The organism is Pseudoclavibacter helvolus (assembly GCF_049707175.1).
GTDB classification, from domain to species: Bacteria; Actinomycetota; Actinomycetes; order Actinomycetales; family Microbacteriaceae; genus Pseudoclavibacter; species Pseudoclavibacter helvolus_A.
Genome location: NZ_JBNAFM010000017.1, coordinates 27,466 through 43,512 on the forward strand (window position 1 = coordinate 27,466; position 16,047 = coordinate 43,512).

Sequence of the window (16,047 nt, forward strand, 5' to 3'; positions counted from 1 at the left end):
GTCTGTCGGCACGCTCCTCCTTCGCGGCCGCGGCGGGGCCTGACTTCGCAGGTGCATCCCGTCGCGGTGTTGAACGCGCCTGAGCAGATGCGAGGAGACACACGCAGCATGAAGACGGAACGCAGCACGACCGCGAGACAGCCGAGGGCCCTGGCGCAGAAGGTGTGGGAAGACCACCTCGTCGCCAAGGGCGAAGACGGCTCTCCAGACCTCATCTACATCGACCTGCACATCATGCACGAGGTGACCAGCCCGCAGGCCTTCGACGGGCTGCGCGTGGCAGGTCGGCCCGTCCGGCGACCCGATCTCACGATCGCCACGGAAGACCACAACACCCCCACCGTCGACATCCTGAATCGCATCGCCGACACCACGAGCCGCACGCAGATCGAGACCCTGCGCCGCAATGCCGAGGAGTTCGGCATCCGGCTCCACCCGCTCGGCGACGCCGAACAGGGCATCGTGCACGTCGTCGGCCCGCAGCTGGGCCTCACGCAGCCTGGCATCACCGTCGTCTGCGGCGACTCGCACACCTCCACCCACGGGGCCTTCGGCGCCATCGCCTTCGGCATCGGCACGAGCGAGGTCGAGCACGTGCTCGCCACGCAGACGCTCGCGATCAAGCCGTTCAAGACCATGGCCATCAACGTCGACGGCACGCTCCGCGAAGGGGTCACGGCAAAGGACATCATCCTCGCCGTCATCGCGAAGATCGGCACCGGAGGCGGCGCGGGGTACGTGCTCGAGTACCGCGGCTCGGCGATCGAGGCCCTCTCCATGGAGGGGCGGATGACGATCTGCAACATGTCCATTGAGGCTGGCGCACGCGCCGGCATGGTCGCCCCCGACGAGAAGACGTTCGCGTACCTCGAGGGCCGCGACCACGCGCCACGCGGAGACGACTGGAACGTCGCCATCGAGTACTGGCGCACGCTGAGGACCGATGACGACGCCGTCTTCGACGCCGAGGTGTCCATCGACGCCAACACGCTGGAGCCGTTCGTCACCTGGGGCACCAACCCCGGCCAGGGCGTTTCCCTCAACGGAGTCGTGCCGGAGCCGTCCGAGTTCGCCGACCCCAACGATCGGCAGGCCGCCGAGCGTGCGCTCGACTACATGGCACTCGAAGCCGGCCGACCGATGAAGAGCATCCCCGTCGACGTGGTCTTCATGGGCTCCTGCACCAACAGCCGCATCGAAGACCTCAGAGCCTTCACGTCCGTGATCGCGGGGCGGAAGAAGGCCGACGGCGTCAGGGTCATGGTCGTGCCGGGATCCGCGCGCGTCCGCCTCGAAGCGGAAGCCGAGGGACTTGACAAGATCATCGAAGAGTTCGGCGCTGAATGGCGCTTCGCCGGCTGCTCCATGTGCCTCGGCATGAACCCGGACCAGCTCGAGCCAGGCCAGCGCTGTGCTTCGACCTCCAACCGGAACTTCGAAGGCCGCCAGGGCAAGGGCGGGCGCACGCACCTCGTGTCGCCCCTCGTCGCCGCGGCGACCGCGGTTCGGGGTACGCTCTCCAGTCCGTCCGATCTCGATGCACCCGCCGCGCCCGCGGCCAGCGCCGCATCCCAGAACCCGCAGGAGGTGTCCGTCTGATGGAGAAGATCACCCGCATCGAGGGCTCCGCCGTTCCGCTCCGGCGCTCCAACGTCGACACCGACCAGATCCTGCCCGCCGTCTACCTCAAGCGAGTCACCAAGACCGGCTATGAGGATGCGCTGTTCCACGGCTGGCGGCAAGATCCGGACTTCGTGCTCAACCGGCCCGAATACCAAGCGCACCCGCGCATCCTGCTCGTCGGACCAGACTTCGGTACCGGCTCCTCACGCGAGCACGCCGTCTGGGCCCTCAAGGACTACGGCTTCCGAGCCGTCATCGGCTCCAGATTCGGAGACATCTTCCTCGGCAACGCCGGCAAGCAAGGGCTGCTTGTCGCCACGCTGGAGGAGCACCTCGTAGAACAGCTCTGGGACGCCGCAGAGGCGGACCCGAGCGCGACTGCGGTCGTTGACCTCACCACGAACACCGTTACTGTCGGAGACATGACGGCCACGTTCGAGATCGACGACTACACGAGATGGCGTCTCCTCGAGGGGCTCGACGACATCTCGTTGACGTTGCGTGACGAACACGCGATCTCCACCTTTGAGTCACGCCGTGAGGCGTGGCGTCCGCGGACTCTTCCGATCCGCAGGTCCACCACCGCAGGGAGTGCAACTCAGTGAACACGATCACCAACGACTCGGCTCGCGCCGGCGCATCAGTCGGTCTGACCGGCGACACCATCGTCTTCAACGGCGGGCGCCCGCTCTCCGGTCGCATCGAGGTGCGTGGCGCGAAGAACCTCGTGACCAAGGCCATGGTCGCGGCCCTGCTCGGCGAAGAGGTCAGCGTCCTCCGCGACGTTCCCGACATCTCCGATGTCCGCGTCGTCGCCGGTCTCCTCACGCTTCACGGCGTCAAGATCGACCGCAACGAGGTGTCCGGCGACCTGCGCCTCGACCCGACGAACGTCGAGACGGCCCACATGGCCGAGATCAACGCGCACGCCGGCTCCAGCCGCATCCCAATCCTCTTCTGCGGCCCGCTCCTGCACCGCCTCGGCGAGGCGTTCATTCCCGACCTCGGTGGTTGCCGCATCGGCGACCGTCCGATCGACTTCCACCTCGAGGTGCTCCGCAACTTCGGTGCCGTCATCGAGAAGCTGCCGAGCGGCATCCGCATGAGCGCGCCCGGCGGGCTCCACGGCGCCAAGGTCAACCTGCCGTACCCGTCCGTCGGCGCGACCGAGCAGGTCCTGCTGACCGCCGTTCGCGCGAACGGTCGCACGGAGCTCCGCAACGCGGCCATCGAGCCCGAGATCATGGACCTCATCAACATCCTGCAGAAGATGGGCGCCATCATCTCGGTCGACGCCGACCGCGTCATCCGCATCGAAGGCGTCGAGCGCCTCGGCGGCTACAGCCACAAGGCGCTGTTCGACCGCAACGAGGCAGCAAGCTGGGCGTCCGCCGCGCTGGTCACCAAGGGCGACATCTACGTCGGCGGCGCCAAGCAGCCTGAGATGCTCACGTTCCTCAACGTCTTCCGCAAGGCGGGCGGCGCCTTCGAAATCCACGACGACGGCATCCGCTTCTTCCACCCGGGCGGCGAGCTGAGCCCCGTCGTGATCGAGACCGACGTGCACCCCGGGTTCATGACCGACTGGCAGCAGCCGCTCGTCGTCGCCCTCACGCAGGCGCACGGCGTCTCCATCGTGCACGAGACCGTCTACGAGCAGCGCTTCGGCTTCGTCGACGCCCTCGTCGAGATGGGCAGCGACATCCAGCTGCACCGCGAGTGCCTCGGCAGCCAGGAGTGCCGCTTCGGCCAGCGCAACTTCCAGCACTCCGCCGTCATCTCCGGTCCGACGAAACTCAAGGCGGCCGACATCGAGGTCCCCGACCTGCGCGGCGGCTTCAGCCACCTCATCGCGGCGCTCGCGGCGGAGGGCACGTCGCGTGTCTCCAACGTCGGCATCATCGCTCGCGGCTACGAGAACTTCATCGCGAAGCTCGAGACCCTCGGAGCTGACTTCACGGTCGAGGCGTAAGAGTGGCCGCTGCGAGGCGGGGGTCTGCGGAGAAGCGCACGCCGTCGATCTTCTGGGCGCTGGCCGCGGTCGCGTTCCCGCTGAGCTGGCCGATCATGCGCTGGGAGATCAAGGGCACGCTGCCGGAGCAGGGCGCGTTCATCGTCGCCCCGAACCACACCAGCGAAGTCGACCCGCTCATCATGGGCATGGCCGTGTGGAAGCTCGGCCGCGCCCCGCGCTTCATGGCGGCCGACCGCCTCTTCCGCGTGAAGGGGCTCGGCTGGATCCTGAGGAAGAGCGGGCAAATTCCGGTTTCGCGCGACGCGCGCGGCGCCAACCAGGCGGCGATCGCGTCCGCGGAGCGGCTCGCGAAGCTCGGCCAGGGCGTCATCATCTACCCGGAGGGCACGCTGACGCGCGAGCCCGATCTGTGGCCGATGCGCGGCAAGAACGGGGCGGCCCGGATCGCCCTGAGCGCCGATATCCCGGTGTACCCGGCCGCCATTTGGGGCGCGCAGAACCTGCTGCCTCGCTACGCCAAGAAGCTCACCCTCGGGTGGCGCAAGAAGATCACGGTGCACGTGGGCGAGCCCGTCAGCCTCGCGGAGTTCAGCGGGCGGATGCAAAGCGCCAGCGCGATGAAGGGCGCCACCGAGCTCATCATGAACGACATCACGGGGCTCCTAGAGGGCATCCGCGGTGAGCAGGCGCCGGCCGAGCTCTACGATCCCGCGAAGCACGGGCAGACGGAGCACGGCAAGTTCCCGCAGGGTCGCGACGGGTCCTCCAGCGACGCGGGGGCTGTGTGAGCGCGCAGCGCGCGGTCGTGCTCGGCAGCGGCAGCTGGGGCACGACGTTCGCGAAGGTGCTTGCGGACGCAGGGCACGACATCACGATCTGGGCGCGACGCCAGGAAGTCGCGAACGAGATCAACGAGTCGCATCGCAACACCGGGTACCTGCCCGGCATCGACCTGCCGAGGAGTCTCCGCGCAACGCCCGACCTCGCCGAGGCCGTGCGAGGTCAGCGCTTCGTGTTCGTCTCCGTGCCAGCGCAAACTGCGCGGGAGCTCGCGGCCCAGCTCGCCCCGATGCTCGAGGACGACGCCGTGGTGGTGAGCCTCATGAAGGGCGTCGAGCGTTCCAGCGGCCTGCGCATGAGCGAGGTGCTGGAGGGCGTCCTCGAACTGCCAGCGGAGCGGATCGCCGTCGCCAGCGGTCCCAACATCGCGCTCGAGATCGCGAAGGAGCAGCCGACGGCCATCGTCGTCGCATCGGCGAGCGAGGCGACCGCGCTGAGCGTCGCGAAGCTGGCACGCAACAGCTATCTGCGCTCGTTCGTGAACGTGGACGTGATCGGCACCGAGTTCGGGGGAGTGCTCAAGAACCTCATCGCCATCGCCGTCGGCATCGTCGACGGGGTCGGCTACGGCGAGAACACCAAGGCGTCAGTGATGACGCGCGGCCTCGCCGAGATCTCCGACTTCGCGGTCGCCATGGGGGCGCAGGCGCCGACCATGATCGGCCTCGCGGGGCTCGGCGATCTCATCGCCACCTGCGAGTCGCCGCTCTCTCGCAACTTCACCGCCGGCAGGCTGCTCGGGCAGGGCTACGTCTACGAGGACGTCGTCACGCAGATGCAGCAGACGGCAGAGGGCCTCAGGTCGGTCGGCGCGATCCTCGAGCTCGCGGCGCGCCACGGGGTCGACATGCCCATCGCCACGCAGATCGACGACGTGCTCCACGGGCGCATGAGCCCGGCGGACCTCGCGCCGCACCTCGCCACCGACGACGGCCCGAGCGGCGAGTAGCGAGGACCCCGCCCGGGCGACCCCGTACCCTTGGAAGCCGTGAGCGAAGAGTCGCTCGTGGAAGGGAACCTCATGTCGACTGCCCAGCCGAACCCCACAGCCGCCGCCGACACGCGGCCGCTCATCGCCGTCGTCTTCGGCGGCCGCTCGAGCGAGCACGCGATCTCGTGCGCCACGGCCAGCGGGGTGCTCGGGGCGATCGACCGCGAGAAGTACCGGGTGCTGCCCATCGGCATCACGCGCGACGGGGCCTGGGTGCTCGAGGACGACGATGCGGACAAATTCGCGCTCGACCCCGACAACCTGCCGGAGGTCGTCGACAACGGCACGCGCATCCACCTCCCCGACTCCGCGAAGCACCGCGAGGTGACCGTGTCGCGCGTCGAGGGCGACATGCTCGGCGCTGAGGCCGGTGCCGAGCGCACGGAGCGCACGTCGCTCGGCGAGGTCGACCTGGTCTTCCCCATCCTCCACGGTCCGTTCGGCGAGGACGGCACGGTGCAGGGCATGCTCGAGCTCGTCGGGCTGCCGTTCGTCGGCTCCTCGGTGCTCGCGGCCAGCGTCGGCATGGACAAGCACTACACGAAGATCGTGCTCCGGGATGCGGGCCTCCAGGTCGCCGACGGCGTCACGATCACGCAGCTCCAGTGGGATGCGCAGGGGGAGGCGCTCGCCTCCGAGGTTGTCGAACGCCTCGGGCTGCCCGTGTTCGTCAAGCCGGCCCGGGCTGGATCGAGCGTCGGCGTCAGCAAGGTCGCGGCCATCGAGGAGTTCGCGGCAGCCATGACGACAGCGCTCGCGGAAGACGACCACGTACTCGTCGAGGCGGCCGTCGTGGGTCGCGAGGTCGAGATCGCCGTGCTCGAGTCGCGTCCGGGCGAACGCGCACGCGCATCCGTCGCCGGCGAGATCGTCATGACGAAGGCCGAGTTCTACGACTTCGAGGCCAAGTACCTCGACGATTCCGGTGTCGAGCTGCAGTGCCCGGCAGACCTGAGCGAGGAGCTGCTCGCGGAGATGGCGGAGCTCGGCATCCGCGCCTTCGAAGCGCTCGGCGCCTCCGGCCTCGCCCGCGTCGACTTCTTCCTCACCGATGACGGATTCGTCGTCAACGAGATCAACACGATGCCCGGCTTCACGCCGATCTCGATGTTCCCGAAGTGCTGGCAGGCGAGCGGCATGAGCTACCCGGAGCTCATCACCGAGCTCATCGAGGTGGCGCGCGCGCACGCCGCAGCCCGCGAGGCGCGGCTGACGCGCTAGCCGATCGCGAGATCGGCGGGAGCAACTGGCGCCCCCGCTGGTCGGCGCTGGTGCGCGCTGGTTCGCGCTGGCCGTTGTTACTGCGAGCCGAGCACGTCGTCGGCGCCCACGCAGCCGCCCGTCTTCGGGAGCTTCGCGACGGCGTCTTCGAGGTCGATGAGCACGGTCGTGCCGGAGGCGACATCCGAGTCGACGATGACTTCCACGGCGGGCGTGCGGCCGTAGCTCGTGAACTTGTAGGTGGGCGCCTGACTGTCGTCAAGCACCCAGTCGATGCCGTTGAGGTTCTGGCAGGAGTCGGTGGTCGGACCCGGGGTCGGCACCCCGCAGCGCAGCAGCACACTGGCGGGGCTTCCCCACGCTCCGGTGGCCTGCGCGTTCGTGTGCCGCAGCTCGAGCCCGTCGACCGTCGATGGGAGGCGCACCGATACCTCGGCGCATTCCGGCGCGGCGGCGTCCGGCGCGGGCTCCATGGGCACGCTGGCGCTGTTGCAGGCCGTGAGCAGTGTGGCGGATGCGGTAGCCGCGAGGGCCACGGCGGCGAAGCGGGAGACGGCGCGGAAGGTTCGAGACATTTGCCCCCAGGCTATCGTGAGCGGGTGCCTGCTCTCCCCGCCGATGATGCCCGCCGCCAGACGACCACCGACCTGACGGTGGCCGAGTGCGGCGAGGCGGACCTGCTGCGGCGCATCGTCGCTCGGGTCCCGGCAGCCGAGGCCGCGGAGCTCGGCCCAGGCGATGACGCTGCCGTGCTCGCGGTGGGCGGCGGCGGGGTCGTCGTCACGACCGACCTCATGGTCGAGGGCCCGGACTTCCGCCTGGCCTGGTCGTCGGCTCGCGAGCTGGCCCGCAAGGCATGTGCTTCGAACCTGGCCGACGTCGCGGCGATGGGCGCTGCGCCCACGGCGATCACGGTGGCGCTCGCGCTGCCGGGCTCCACGCGCGTCGAGTGGGTCGAGGAGCTCGCCGAGGGCTTCGCCGACGGCCTCACCGAGATGGCACCAGGGTGCGGGGTGATCGGCGGCGACCTGTCGACGAGCGGGCAGGTGACGATCGCGATCACGGCCTTCGGCGAGCTGCGCGGGGGAGATGCCGTGCGGCGTTCGGGGGCGAGGGTCGGCGACGTCCTCGCGCTGAGTGGCCCCGCGGGCCGCAGCGGGGCCGGGCTCTCCCTGCTCTACGCGTTCGCCAGAGATGAGCACGGCGCGGCCCGGACTGACGGCATCGCAGCCCTGCGGGCGAGGGGCGAAGCGGTCGCCGCAGTCGTCGACTGGCACGTCGCACCGGCGATCAAAGCCGCCCTCGGGGTGGCCGCTCGCGAGGCCGGGGCGACCGCGATGATGGATGTCTCCGATGGGCTGCTCCTCGACGCGTCACGCCTCGCGAAGGCCAGCGGGGTGCAGCTCGGGCTCGAGACCGCATCCCTCACCGCCGACATCGACGCGGTGGACGCTGCCCTCGCCGCCGCGATGCCCGACCTCGATCGCGACGAACGGCGGGCTCGTGCTCGCGAACTCGTCGTCGTGGGCGGCGAGGACCACGGGCTGCTTGCCACCTTCCCAGCCGGTAGCGCCCTGCCGGACGGGTTCAGGGCGATCGGCCGCGTGCATCCGCTCGCCAACCACATCGAGACGCCCGTGCTCGTTGACGGAGCGGCGAGGGATGCGAGGGGCTGGGACCCCTACGCCTGGGACAGCTCGTCGTCCGGCGCGTCGACGGGGCTCGCTTCGTAGCTGTAGACGACCGTCTCTCCGTAGGACTTGCGTCGGAGCGCCTCGAAGCTCTCGGGCACAAGCGGCGCCGGCGACCGCGATCCGCGTTCGAGGACAACTACCGCCTCGGGAGCGAGGTGGGGGACCAGGGCTTCGAGCGCCTCAGTGAGCTCGGCCTCGCCGAGCTCGTACGGAGGGTCGATGAAGACGAGCTCAAAGAGCTGCCCTGGCGCGGTCTTGAGGTAGCTCGCGACGGAGCTCTGCACGACGCGTGAGGTGACGGTGCGGCGGCCCTGCTCCCTCGCGATGCGGGCCAGGAGCTCGGCGTTGGTCCGGAGCACGGCGGCCGCGGACTTCGACTGCTCGACGAGCACCGCGGTCGACGCGCCCCTGCTGAGCGCCTCGAAGGCGAGCGCGCCCGAGCCCGCGTAGAGGTCCAGGACGACGGCGCCGTCGAGGTCGAGGAGCGACTCGAGAGACGAGAACATTGCCTCACGGACACGGTCGCTGGTCGGGCGCGTCCCGCTCTTGGGGACGGCGAGCGAGTGGCCTCGTGCGGTTCCTGCGATGATGCGTGTCACGCCTCGAGCGTAGCCGCGAGTGCACCGCACGGCGCACACCGGAGTGCGTCTGGCCGAACTTGTCGGGGGTGCGTGGAATGATGGGCACTTGAATTCGGAGGTGGCCATGGAATACGGCAACAGTGCGGAGACCGCAGCAGCGGGGTCGGCCGCAGCGCAGCGAACCGCCGACGCAGTCAGAAGCGGGCGCACATCCAGCGCCGCGGTCGCGCTGCAGGACGGCGCGCGCCAGATCCGCGAGAGCGTGGGCTCGGTCATCTCCGGGAAAGACGAGCAGGTCCACCTCGCCGTCGTCGTGCTGCTGGCCGGCGGCCACCTCCTGGTCGAAGACGTGCCGGGTGTCGGCAAAACGGTGCTCGCGAAAACGCTGGCCGCGGCAATGGAGTCGAGCGTGAGCCGCATCCAGTTCACTCCAGACCTGCTGCCCTCCGACGTCACCGGCGTCGCCATCTACGACCAGGTCGAGCGCCGCTTCGAGTTCCAGCAGGGTCCTGTCTTCGCCAACGTCGTCATCGGCGACGAGATCAACCGTGCATCGCCGAAGACGCAGTCCGCGCTCCTGGAATGCATGGAGGAAGGCCAGGTCACAGTCGACGGCGTCACCCACAAGCTGCCGGCACCCTTCACGGTCTTCGCAACCCAGAACCCCTCAGAGATGGAGGGCACCTACGCGCTGCCAGAGGCACAGCGCGACCGGTTCATGGCCCGCATGTCGATGGGCTACCCGGAACGTGACGACGAGCTGGCGATGGTCGACCGACGAGACTCCAGCGACCCGCTCTCCAGCGTGCGTGCCTCGCTGAGCGCCGCCGACGTGTCGACGATGATCGAGCAGACCTCGCGCATCTACGTCGCCCCAGCCATCAAGCAGTACATCGTCGACCTCGCGCGGGCGACGCGCGAGCACCCAGACGTGCGCGTCGGCGTCAGCCCTCGCGCCACGCTGCACCTCGTTCGCGCATCGAGGGCCGCCGCGGCCGTCGCAGGGCGCGACTACGTGGTTCCGGACGACGTCGCAAAGCTCGTCGGCCCCGTCTTCGCGCACCGGCTTGTGCTGAGCGCCAGGGGCTCGCGGGGCACCGCGGCCTCCGCATCCGCCGCCCGCATCATCGACCAGATCTCCCAGCAGATCGCCGTCCCAACGAGCTCGGCGACCGCGTAGCGCGTGGCGACGAGGCGCATCGAGCGGCGACTGAGACCCACCAGCCGAGCAATCGGCCTGGTGGTGGTCGGCGTGCTGCTGGCCGCAGCAGCCTTCGTGTTCGGCCGGAGCGAGCTACTCGCCCTCGGCGGATTCCTCGTCGCGCTGCCCCTCGTCGCGTACGTGCTCCGCCTCATCTGGCGCCCACGACTCGAGGCAGAGCGCACCATCTACCCGACGACGCTCGCCGTCGGTGACCGCATGCGCGTCGTCACCGAGGTGCGGAACCGGTCCTGGATCGCGCTCGAGCCGAGCTCCTACCTCGACCTCCTCCCCGGCGCCGAGCCTTCGAGCGTCGGCGGCGTCCTGCCTGCGATCGGCTCGCGGCTCAACCGCAACGAAGACAAGCGGCGACGCCGGGTCGCCTACGGCGTCGACTCGATGCGCCGCGGCGTGCACGAGGTCGGGCCCCTGTTCTTCGACAACTTCGACGGCCTCGGACTGACACGGCGGGTGCTCAAGATCGACGACGCCGTCGAGGTCGAGGTCTGGCCCAGGGTCGTCGAGCTCCCGGCCATGTCGGTGCCGAGCGGGAAGAGCGGCGGCGAGGTCGAGGCAGGCGTCGCGCAGTCGGGCGACTCCGACGACGTGCTGACCCGCGACTACCGCAGGGGAGACCCGCTGCGACGCATCCACTGGCGTGCGACCGCGCACGCGGGCGAGCTCCGCGTTCGGCAGGAGGAGCACCATGCGGAGGACACCTCCGTGGTGATCCTCGACGCAAGCGGCGCGCCGCAAGCCGAGGAACCAAAAGCGCCTTTGACGATCATCGACCTTATGAACGAGCCGACCGCGAAGGCGACCGCCGTTGACGGCGAGTTCGAGCTCGCCGTCTCGCTGGCCGCCTCCGTGCTCGCCCGCTTTCATCGCTTCGGCTACGAGACCGAACTGTTCGAGACCCACGCCGACCTCGAGGGCGATACCGAAAGCACGCGGACCCCGTCCGAGGAGGCCCTTGAGGGCGTCATGCGCCGCCTCATGCTGACGCAACCAGACGCCCCGGGAGCGGAGCGCCGCCAAGCGTGCGCTGAGGTCGTCGACGACATCTCCCGCGTGGCACGAACGCCCATTGTCTACGTGCATCGCCACCTCGGGGGAGCGGGGCTGGCCGCCATCCAGTCGCTCTCCTCGTTCGCCTCGCCCGCCCTGGTCCTCATCGTCTCCGCGAAGCCGGTGCCGCAGGCCACCCTGAAGTCGTTCACCGACGCAGGCTGGAACGTCGCCGTCTACTCACCCGACCGCTCCAGGCCGTTCGTGCCGCTGCTCGAGCTGGAGGCGACCGCATGAGCGCGCACACGACCGCAACCACGACTGCAACCACGACCGCGCAGATGCGGCGTCGCCAGGGCTGGAAGGGCACCCCGGGTGCCAACGGCTCGTGGGTTGTCACGGTGGCCCTCGCCGTCCTGATCTTCAGCGCGACAAACCTCCTCTGGCCGATCTTCGACACGAACGGATGGTCGGCGAGGGCGATCGTGCTCGTCGCCATCATGCTCGGGGCCGCCGCACTGGTCCGCACCTTCACGGGCTCGCAGCTGTGGGCGCTCGTCGCGTCGATCCTCGGCGGCACGGTGGTGCTCATCGGCTTCACCGCGCAGGGATCACCTCGGGCGACCGTCGAGGGGTGGGGTGTGCTCGCGGAGCAGCTTGTCGACCAACTCCGCTCGGACGCGGCCCCGTTGCGTGAGACCGACGCCATGACGATGCTCGTCCTCATCGGCGTCGCCATCATCGTGGTGCTGTGTGACTTCTTCGTCTTCGGCATCAGGGGCCGCTCGCTGGCCCTGCTCCCGCTGCTGGCCTTCCCGCTCATCCCCATGGCGCTCGGTATCGATGCCTTCGACGGGTGGGCGTACGTGCTCGCGGCGCTCGCGCTCGCGGTGTTCCTCTACGCCGTCTCGAGCTGGCACCAGCGCGTGCACGACGAGGAGCTCTCATACCAGGGGTTCCTCGTCGACAGCAGGGGGTTCGCGGGCCTCGGCGGCGCCCTTGCTGTGACCGCGGTCTCCCTCGTGGCCGTGCTCGTCGCGTCGACGGTCGTGCCCCCGCCTCCCGGCATCGATGTCATCCGCCAGGCCTCGACCTCCGGCCTCTCCACGAATCGGGCGAACCCGATCATCGACCTCGGCGAGGACCTGCGCCGCAACAACCCGGTCGAAGTGCTCAGGTACGCCACGACCACCGACCAGGGGGCGCTCCCGTACCTGAGCCTGCAGACCCTCAGCGACCTGAGCGGCGACGACGACTGGATGCCGGGCGACTTCGATGGAAACGTCTCCGTCGACGGCGGTGACCTGCCACTGCCCGCCGGAGTGTCCGCCGGCGCGCAGGCGAGCGAGTTCACGACGAGAATCGTGCTCAACGACGGGGTCAGCTCCTTCCTGCCCCGACCAGGCTTCGCGGCCAACATCGTCGACCTCCAAGGTGAGTTCCTCCTCGACGAGCAGACGGGCGACGTCCGCAGTGCGAACGACGAGGCGCTCGCGCAGAACTACGAGATTCAGACGGTCGTGCCCACGCCGAGCTTCGAGGTCATCTCCCAGATCGACTTCGACGTGCCACCGCAGCTCGAGCCGCTGACACAGGTCCCTGAGGGTCCGAGCGCCGACCGCATCCGTTCGGTGCTTGAGGGGATCATCGACGAGACCGCGCCGCTCGGCACCCAGGCGCTGCAGCTGCAGTCCTACTTCGCGCAGGGGTTCGCGTACTCGGAGACAGCCCCAGTGCAGCAGGGATACGACGGCACCAGTCTCGACGTCATCGCCGAGTTCCTCGACGCGCGGGCCGGGTACTGCGTGCACTATGCGTCCTCGATGGCGGTCATGGCGCGAATGCTCGGCATCCCCTCCCGCATCGGCGTCGGGTTCACGCCCGGCTCGGCCGGCGAGCTGAACGCCGAGGGGCAGCCCGTCTACACGGTTACCAGCGACCAGCTCCACGCCTGGGCCGAGCTGTACCTCCCCGGGCACGGCTGGGTGATGTTCGAGACGACGCCTGCCGGTGCTCTTGGCAACCTCGTCGCTCCTGGTCCGGGCGAGACGACCGCGCCGACCTTCGACCAGGCAGAGACGGCGTCGCCGTCCCCCTCGCCCGTCGAGACCGAGAGCACGGCGGCGCCGACGGGGCCGACCGAGACCGAAACCCCCACACCGACCGCATCCGATGGTGCCGAGAGCGCGGGCGAGCAGGAAGGTGGGGACGCAGGTGTGGACCCCACCGCCGTCTTCGTCGCCCTCGCGATCGTCGGCGGCCTGATCGCGTTGGCTGCGCTGGTGCTCCTGCCCGCGTTCCTCCGCGGGGCCAGGCGTCGCGCGCGCAGGACGGCCGTGCTGACGGGGACGCCGCCGCAGCACCCGAGCCCGGGGAGCGCCGCGTGGCAGGAGGTTACGGCGAGTGCCGTCGACTACGGCGTGCCGCTGCCCGCAGGCTTGACTCCTGAGGCGGTGGTCGCCAGCATCACCCGCGCGCTCGAGCGTTCGCGTGACGAGCCAGGCGCCTCGGCGCCGTCCGACGCGGCTCGTGCGGCGCTGGATCGCCTTCGCGTCGAGCACGAGCACGCCGCGTTCGCTGAGCCAGGGAGCGCCGAGGCGCTGACGTCCGACGCACGCGTCGCGCTCTGGGATGATGTCCTGGTGGTCCGTTCTGCGCTCCGTTCCTCAGCCCAGCCGGCAGCCCGACGCCGGGCGGTGCTTGCTCCGGCGTCCCTGACAGGACGGCGCTGATGGAGAGCTACGGCCTCGACACGCCCCTCGAGGACGTGCTCGGTAAGCGCGACGCGCAACAGCTGAAGAAGCAGCTGGACGTTACGACGGTCGCGGGCTTGCTGGAGCACTACCCGCGCCGCTACGCGCGTCGCGGTGAGATGACCGCGATCGAGTCGCTGCCGATCGGCGAGCATGTCACCCTCGTGGCCCGCGTGCTTCGGGTCGACGACCGCAAGATGCGCGCCAGGAGCGGATCCATCCTGCAGGTCGAGATCACGGACGAGAAGGGCATCGTCTCGCTGACCTTCTTCAACCAGAGCTGGCGGGCCAAGCAGCTGCAGCCAGGGGTGACCGGCATCTTCTCCGGGAAGGCCTCGACGTACCGGGGCGCGATCCAGCTCGCGCACCCCGAGTACGAGCTGTTCGAGAATGCACCGTTGGACGCGGTTTCCGAACGCCGCGACCAGTGGCTCAAGGAGCCAATCCCCATCTACCCGGCAACAGCCAGCCTCCCCACGTGGAAGGTCGCTGCGGCCGTGCAGGCGGTCCTTGAGGCGGTGCCGTTCCTGCAAGACCCGGTGCCGGTCGAGACGCGAGCGATGTTCGGCATGTACAGCTACGACGAGGCGATGCGCGCCATCCACCAGCCCGAGACCTTCAAGCTGCTCGAGCGTGCGCGGGAGTCGCTTCGCTTCACCGAGGCCTACGTGCTGCAGGCGGCCTTGCTGCAGCGCAGAGCCATCTCGGAGCTCGTTGCGGCTCGCGCCAGGACCGACGTCGTCGGCCCGCTGTTGGCTGCCTTTGACCAACTGGTGCCGTTCGAGCTGACCCCCGACCAGAAGACGGTGGGCCGCCAGATCGCGAAGGACCTCGCTCGCGGCGTGCCGATGCACCGCCTCGTGCAGGGCGAGGTGGGGTCCGGAAAGACCCTCGTCGCGCTGCGGGCGATGTTGCAGGTCGCGGATGCAGGGGGGCAGTCAGCCATGCTGGCCCCGACCGAGGTCCTCGCCACCCAGCACTACCGCTCGATCATCGACTCGCTCGGCCCCGAGCTGGCCGAGCAGCTCAAGCCGACCCTCATCACGGGCAGCATGCCGAAGGCGGAGCGCAAGCGCGCGGCCCTGCGGGTCGTTGCTGGCGAATCGAAGATCATCGTCGGCACGCACGCGCTGCTCAGCGACGACGTCATGTTCGATGATCTCGGCCTCGTGATCGTCGACGAGCAGCACCGTTTCGGTGTTGAGCAGCGCGAGTCGCTGCGCGCGAAGGGCGCCGAGCCGCCCCACCTGCTCGTCCTCACCGCCACCCCGATTCCGCGCACGGTCGCCATGACCGTCTTCGGCGACCTCGACATCTCGAGCATCGTCACGATGCCGAAGGGGCGGCAGAAGATCGAGACGTTTGTGGTGGCGACGAGGGAGCACCCGCACTGGCTCGAGCGGGCCTGGCAGCGCGTCTCGGAGGAGGTCGAGCGGGGCAGGCAGGCGTTTGTCGTGTGCCCCGCGATCGAGCCGTCCGACCCCGTCGAGCCGGCCGAGGGGGAGGAGCCTGCCCAGCCGGTCGCCGCCGTCATGGAGCTCGCCCCGACGCTCGCCGTGCATCCGCTCTTCGCCGGCAAGCGCGTCGCGGCCGTGCACGGAGCCATGCCGAGCGAGGAGAAGGACGGCGCCATGCGGGCCTTCGCCGAGGGCAAGATCGACGTGCTCGTCGCCACGACGGTGATCGAGGTCGGCGTCAACGTGCCGAACGCCTCGGTCATGATCGTGATGGATGCGGACCGCTTCGGCGTCTCGCAGCTGCACCAGCTGCGTGGTCGCGTCGGGCGCGGCGAGCATCCCGGCCTGTGCTTGCTCGTCTCGAACTCCGAGGAAGAGTCGACTGCCCGGGAGCGCATCACTGCCGTCGCGGAGACGCTCGACGGCTTCGAGCTCGCCGAGCGAGACCTCGAGCTGCGCCGCGAGGGCGATGTGCTCGGCACCGCGCAATCCGGCGGGCGCACCTCGCTGAAGCTCCTCCGCGTCATCGAGGACACCGACCTGATCAGGTCGGCACGTGACGAAGCGGCCCCGCTCGTCGACGACGACTGGGAGCTGAAGCGCTGGCCCGCGCTCACGGCGGCCATCGGCCGGCACAGTTTCGAGGAGCGGGAGTTCCTCGGCAAATCCTGACCAGGGGCCGCGGTCGGCTCTGGCCTACCAT

General features: G+C 69.5%; 13 protein-coding genes. 11 read left to right on the forward strand and 2 right to left on the reverse strand.

Annotated elements, in window-relative coordinates; all coding sequences use genetic code 11:
* Positions 1 to 108 precede the first annotated feature (108 nt).
* The 6 genes from leuC (at position 109) to ACPYN9_RS13665 (ending at position 6,650) form a co-directional block, all read left to right on the forward strand.
* Positions 109 to 1,599, forward strand: coding sequence for a 3-isopropylmalate dehydratase large subunit (leuC, locus tag ACPYN9_RS13640; RefSeq protein ID WP_424467087.1), 1,491 nt, complete (start codon positions 109 to 111; stop codon positions 1,597 to 1,599).
* Positions 1,599 to 2,228, forward strand: a complete 630-nt coding sequence (gene leuD, locus ACPYN9_RS13645) for a 3-isopropylmalate dehydratase small subunit (protein WP_424467088.1) — start codon at positions 1,599 to 1,601, stop codon at positions 2,226 to 2,228. The genes leuC and leuD overlap by 1 nt, the downstream gene beginning before the upstream one ends.
* On the forward strand, positions 2,225 to 3,595 hold the full coding sequence (gene murA, locus ACPYN9_RS13650) for a UDP-N-acetylglucosamine 1-carboxyvinyltransferase (RefSeq protein WP_424467089.1): 1,371 nt from the start codon (positions 2,225 to 2,227) through the stop codon (positions 3,593 to 3,595). The genes leuD and murA overlap by 4 nt, the downstream gene beginning before the upstream one ends.
* Before the next feature lie 2 nt (positions 3,596 to 3,597).
* A complete protein-coding gene (locus ACPYN9_RS13655; protein ID WP_424467090.1) occupies positions 3,598 to 4,386 on the forward strand; it encodes a lysophospholipid acyltransferase family protein in 789 nt (262 codons plus the stop codon).
* Positions 4,383 to 5,387 (forward strand): NAD(P)H-dependent glycerol-3-phosphate dehydrogenase, encoded by a 1,005-nt coding sequence (locus ACPYN9_RS13660; protein WP_424467091.1) that lies wholly within the window; start codon positions 4,383 to 4,385, stop codon positions 5,385 to 5,387. The genes ACPYN9_RS13655 and ACPYN9_RS13660 overlap by 4 nt, the downstream gene beginning before the upstream one ends.
* A gap of 72 nt (positions 5,388 to 5,459) precedes the next feature.
* Complete coding sequence (locus ACPYN9_RS13665) at positions 5,460 to 6,650, forward strand: D-alanine--D-alanine ligase family protein (protein WP_424467136.1); 1,191 nt, start codon at positions 5,460 to 5,462, stop codon at positions 6,648 to 6,650.
* A 77-nt stretch (positions 6,651 to 6,727) separates the two neighbouring features.
* Here the strand turns inward: ACPYN9_RS13665 and ACPYN9_RS13670 are convergent, their stop codons facing one another.
* Positions 6,728 to 7,225 (reverse strand): DUF3515 domain-containing protein, encoded by a 498-nt coding sequence (locus ACPYN9_RS13670; protein ID WP_424467092.1) that lies wholly within the window; start codon positions 7,223 to 7,225, stop codon positions 6,728 to 6,730.
* Between the two features lie 24 nt (positions 7,226 to 7,249).
* Here ACPYN9_RS13670 and thiL point away from each other — a divergent pair, with 24 nt between their 5' ends.
* Positions 7,250 to 8,383 (forward strand): thiamine-phosphate kinase, encoded by a 1,134-nt coding sequence (thiL, locus tag ACPYN9_RS13675; protein WP_424467093.1) that lies wholly within the window; start codon positions 7,250 to 7,252, stop codon positions 8,381 to 8,383.
* Here the strand turns inward: thiL and rsmD are convergent.
* A complete protein-coding gene (rsmD, locus tag ACPYN9_RS13680; RefSeq protein WP_424467094.1) occupies positions 8,332 to 8,943 on the reverse strand; it encodes a 16S rRNA (guanine(966)-N(2))-methyltransferase RsmD in 612 nt (203 codons plus the stop codon). The two genes, thiL and rsmD, sit on opposite strands and share 52 nt — an antisense overlap.
* Before the next feature lie 106 nt (positions 8,944 to 9,049).
* Between rsmD and ACPYN9_RS13685 the strand changes: the two genes are divergently transcribed.
* Genes ACPYN9_RS13685 through ACPYN9_RS13700 form a run of 4 tightly spaced genes read left to right on the forward strand, consistent with a single transcriptional unit; the run spans position 9,050 to position 16,016 of the window.
* Entirely contained in the window at positions 9,050 to 10,105 is a 1,056-nt protein-coding gene (locus ACPYN9_RS13685) for an AAA family ATPase (RefSeq protein ID WP_424467095.1), read from the forward strand.
* Between the two features lie 3 nt (positions 10,106 to 10,108).
* On the forward strand, positions 10,109 to 11,431 hold the full coding sequence (locus ACPYN9_RS13690; RefSeq protein ID WP_424467096.1) for a DUF58 domain-containing protein: 1,323 nt from the start codon (positions 10,109 to 10,111) through the stop codon (positions 11,429 to 11,431).
* Positions 11,428 to 13,866 carry a transglutaminaseTgpA domain-containing protein gene (locus ACPYN9_RS13695; RefSeq protein WP_424467097.1) on the forward strand — a complete coding sequence of 813 codons (2,439 nt, stop codon included), beginning with the start codon at positions 11,428 to 11,430 and terminating at the stop codon, positions 13,864 to 13,866. Before ACPYN9_RS13690 ends, ACPYN9_RS13695 begins: the two co-directional genes overlap by 4 nt.
* On the forward strand, positions 13,866 to 16,016 hold the full coding sequence (locus ACPYN9_RS13700) for an ATP-dependent DNA helicase RecG (protein WP_424467098.1): 2,151 nt from the start codon (positions 13,866 to 13,868) through the stop codon (positions 16,014 to 16,016). Before ACPYN9_RS13695 ends, ACPYN9_RS13700 begins: the two co-directional genes overlap by 1 nt.
* Positions 16,017 to 16,047: the final 31 nt, after the last annotated feature.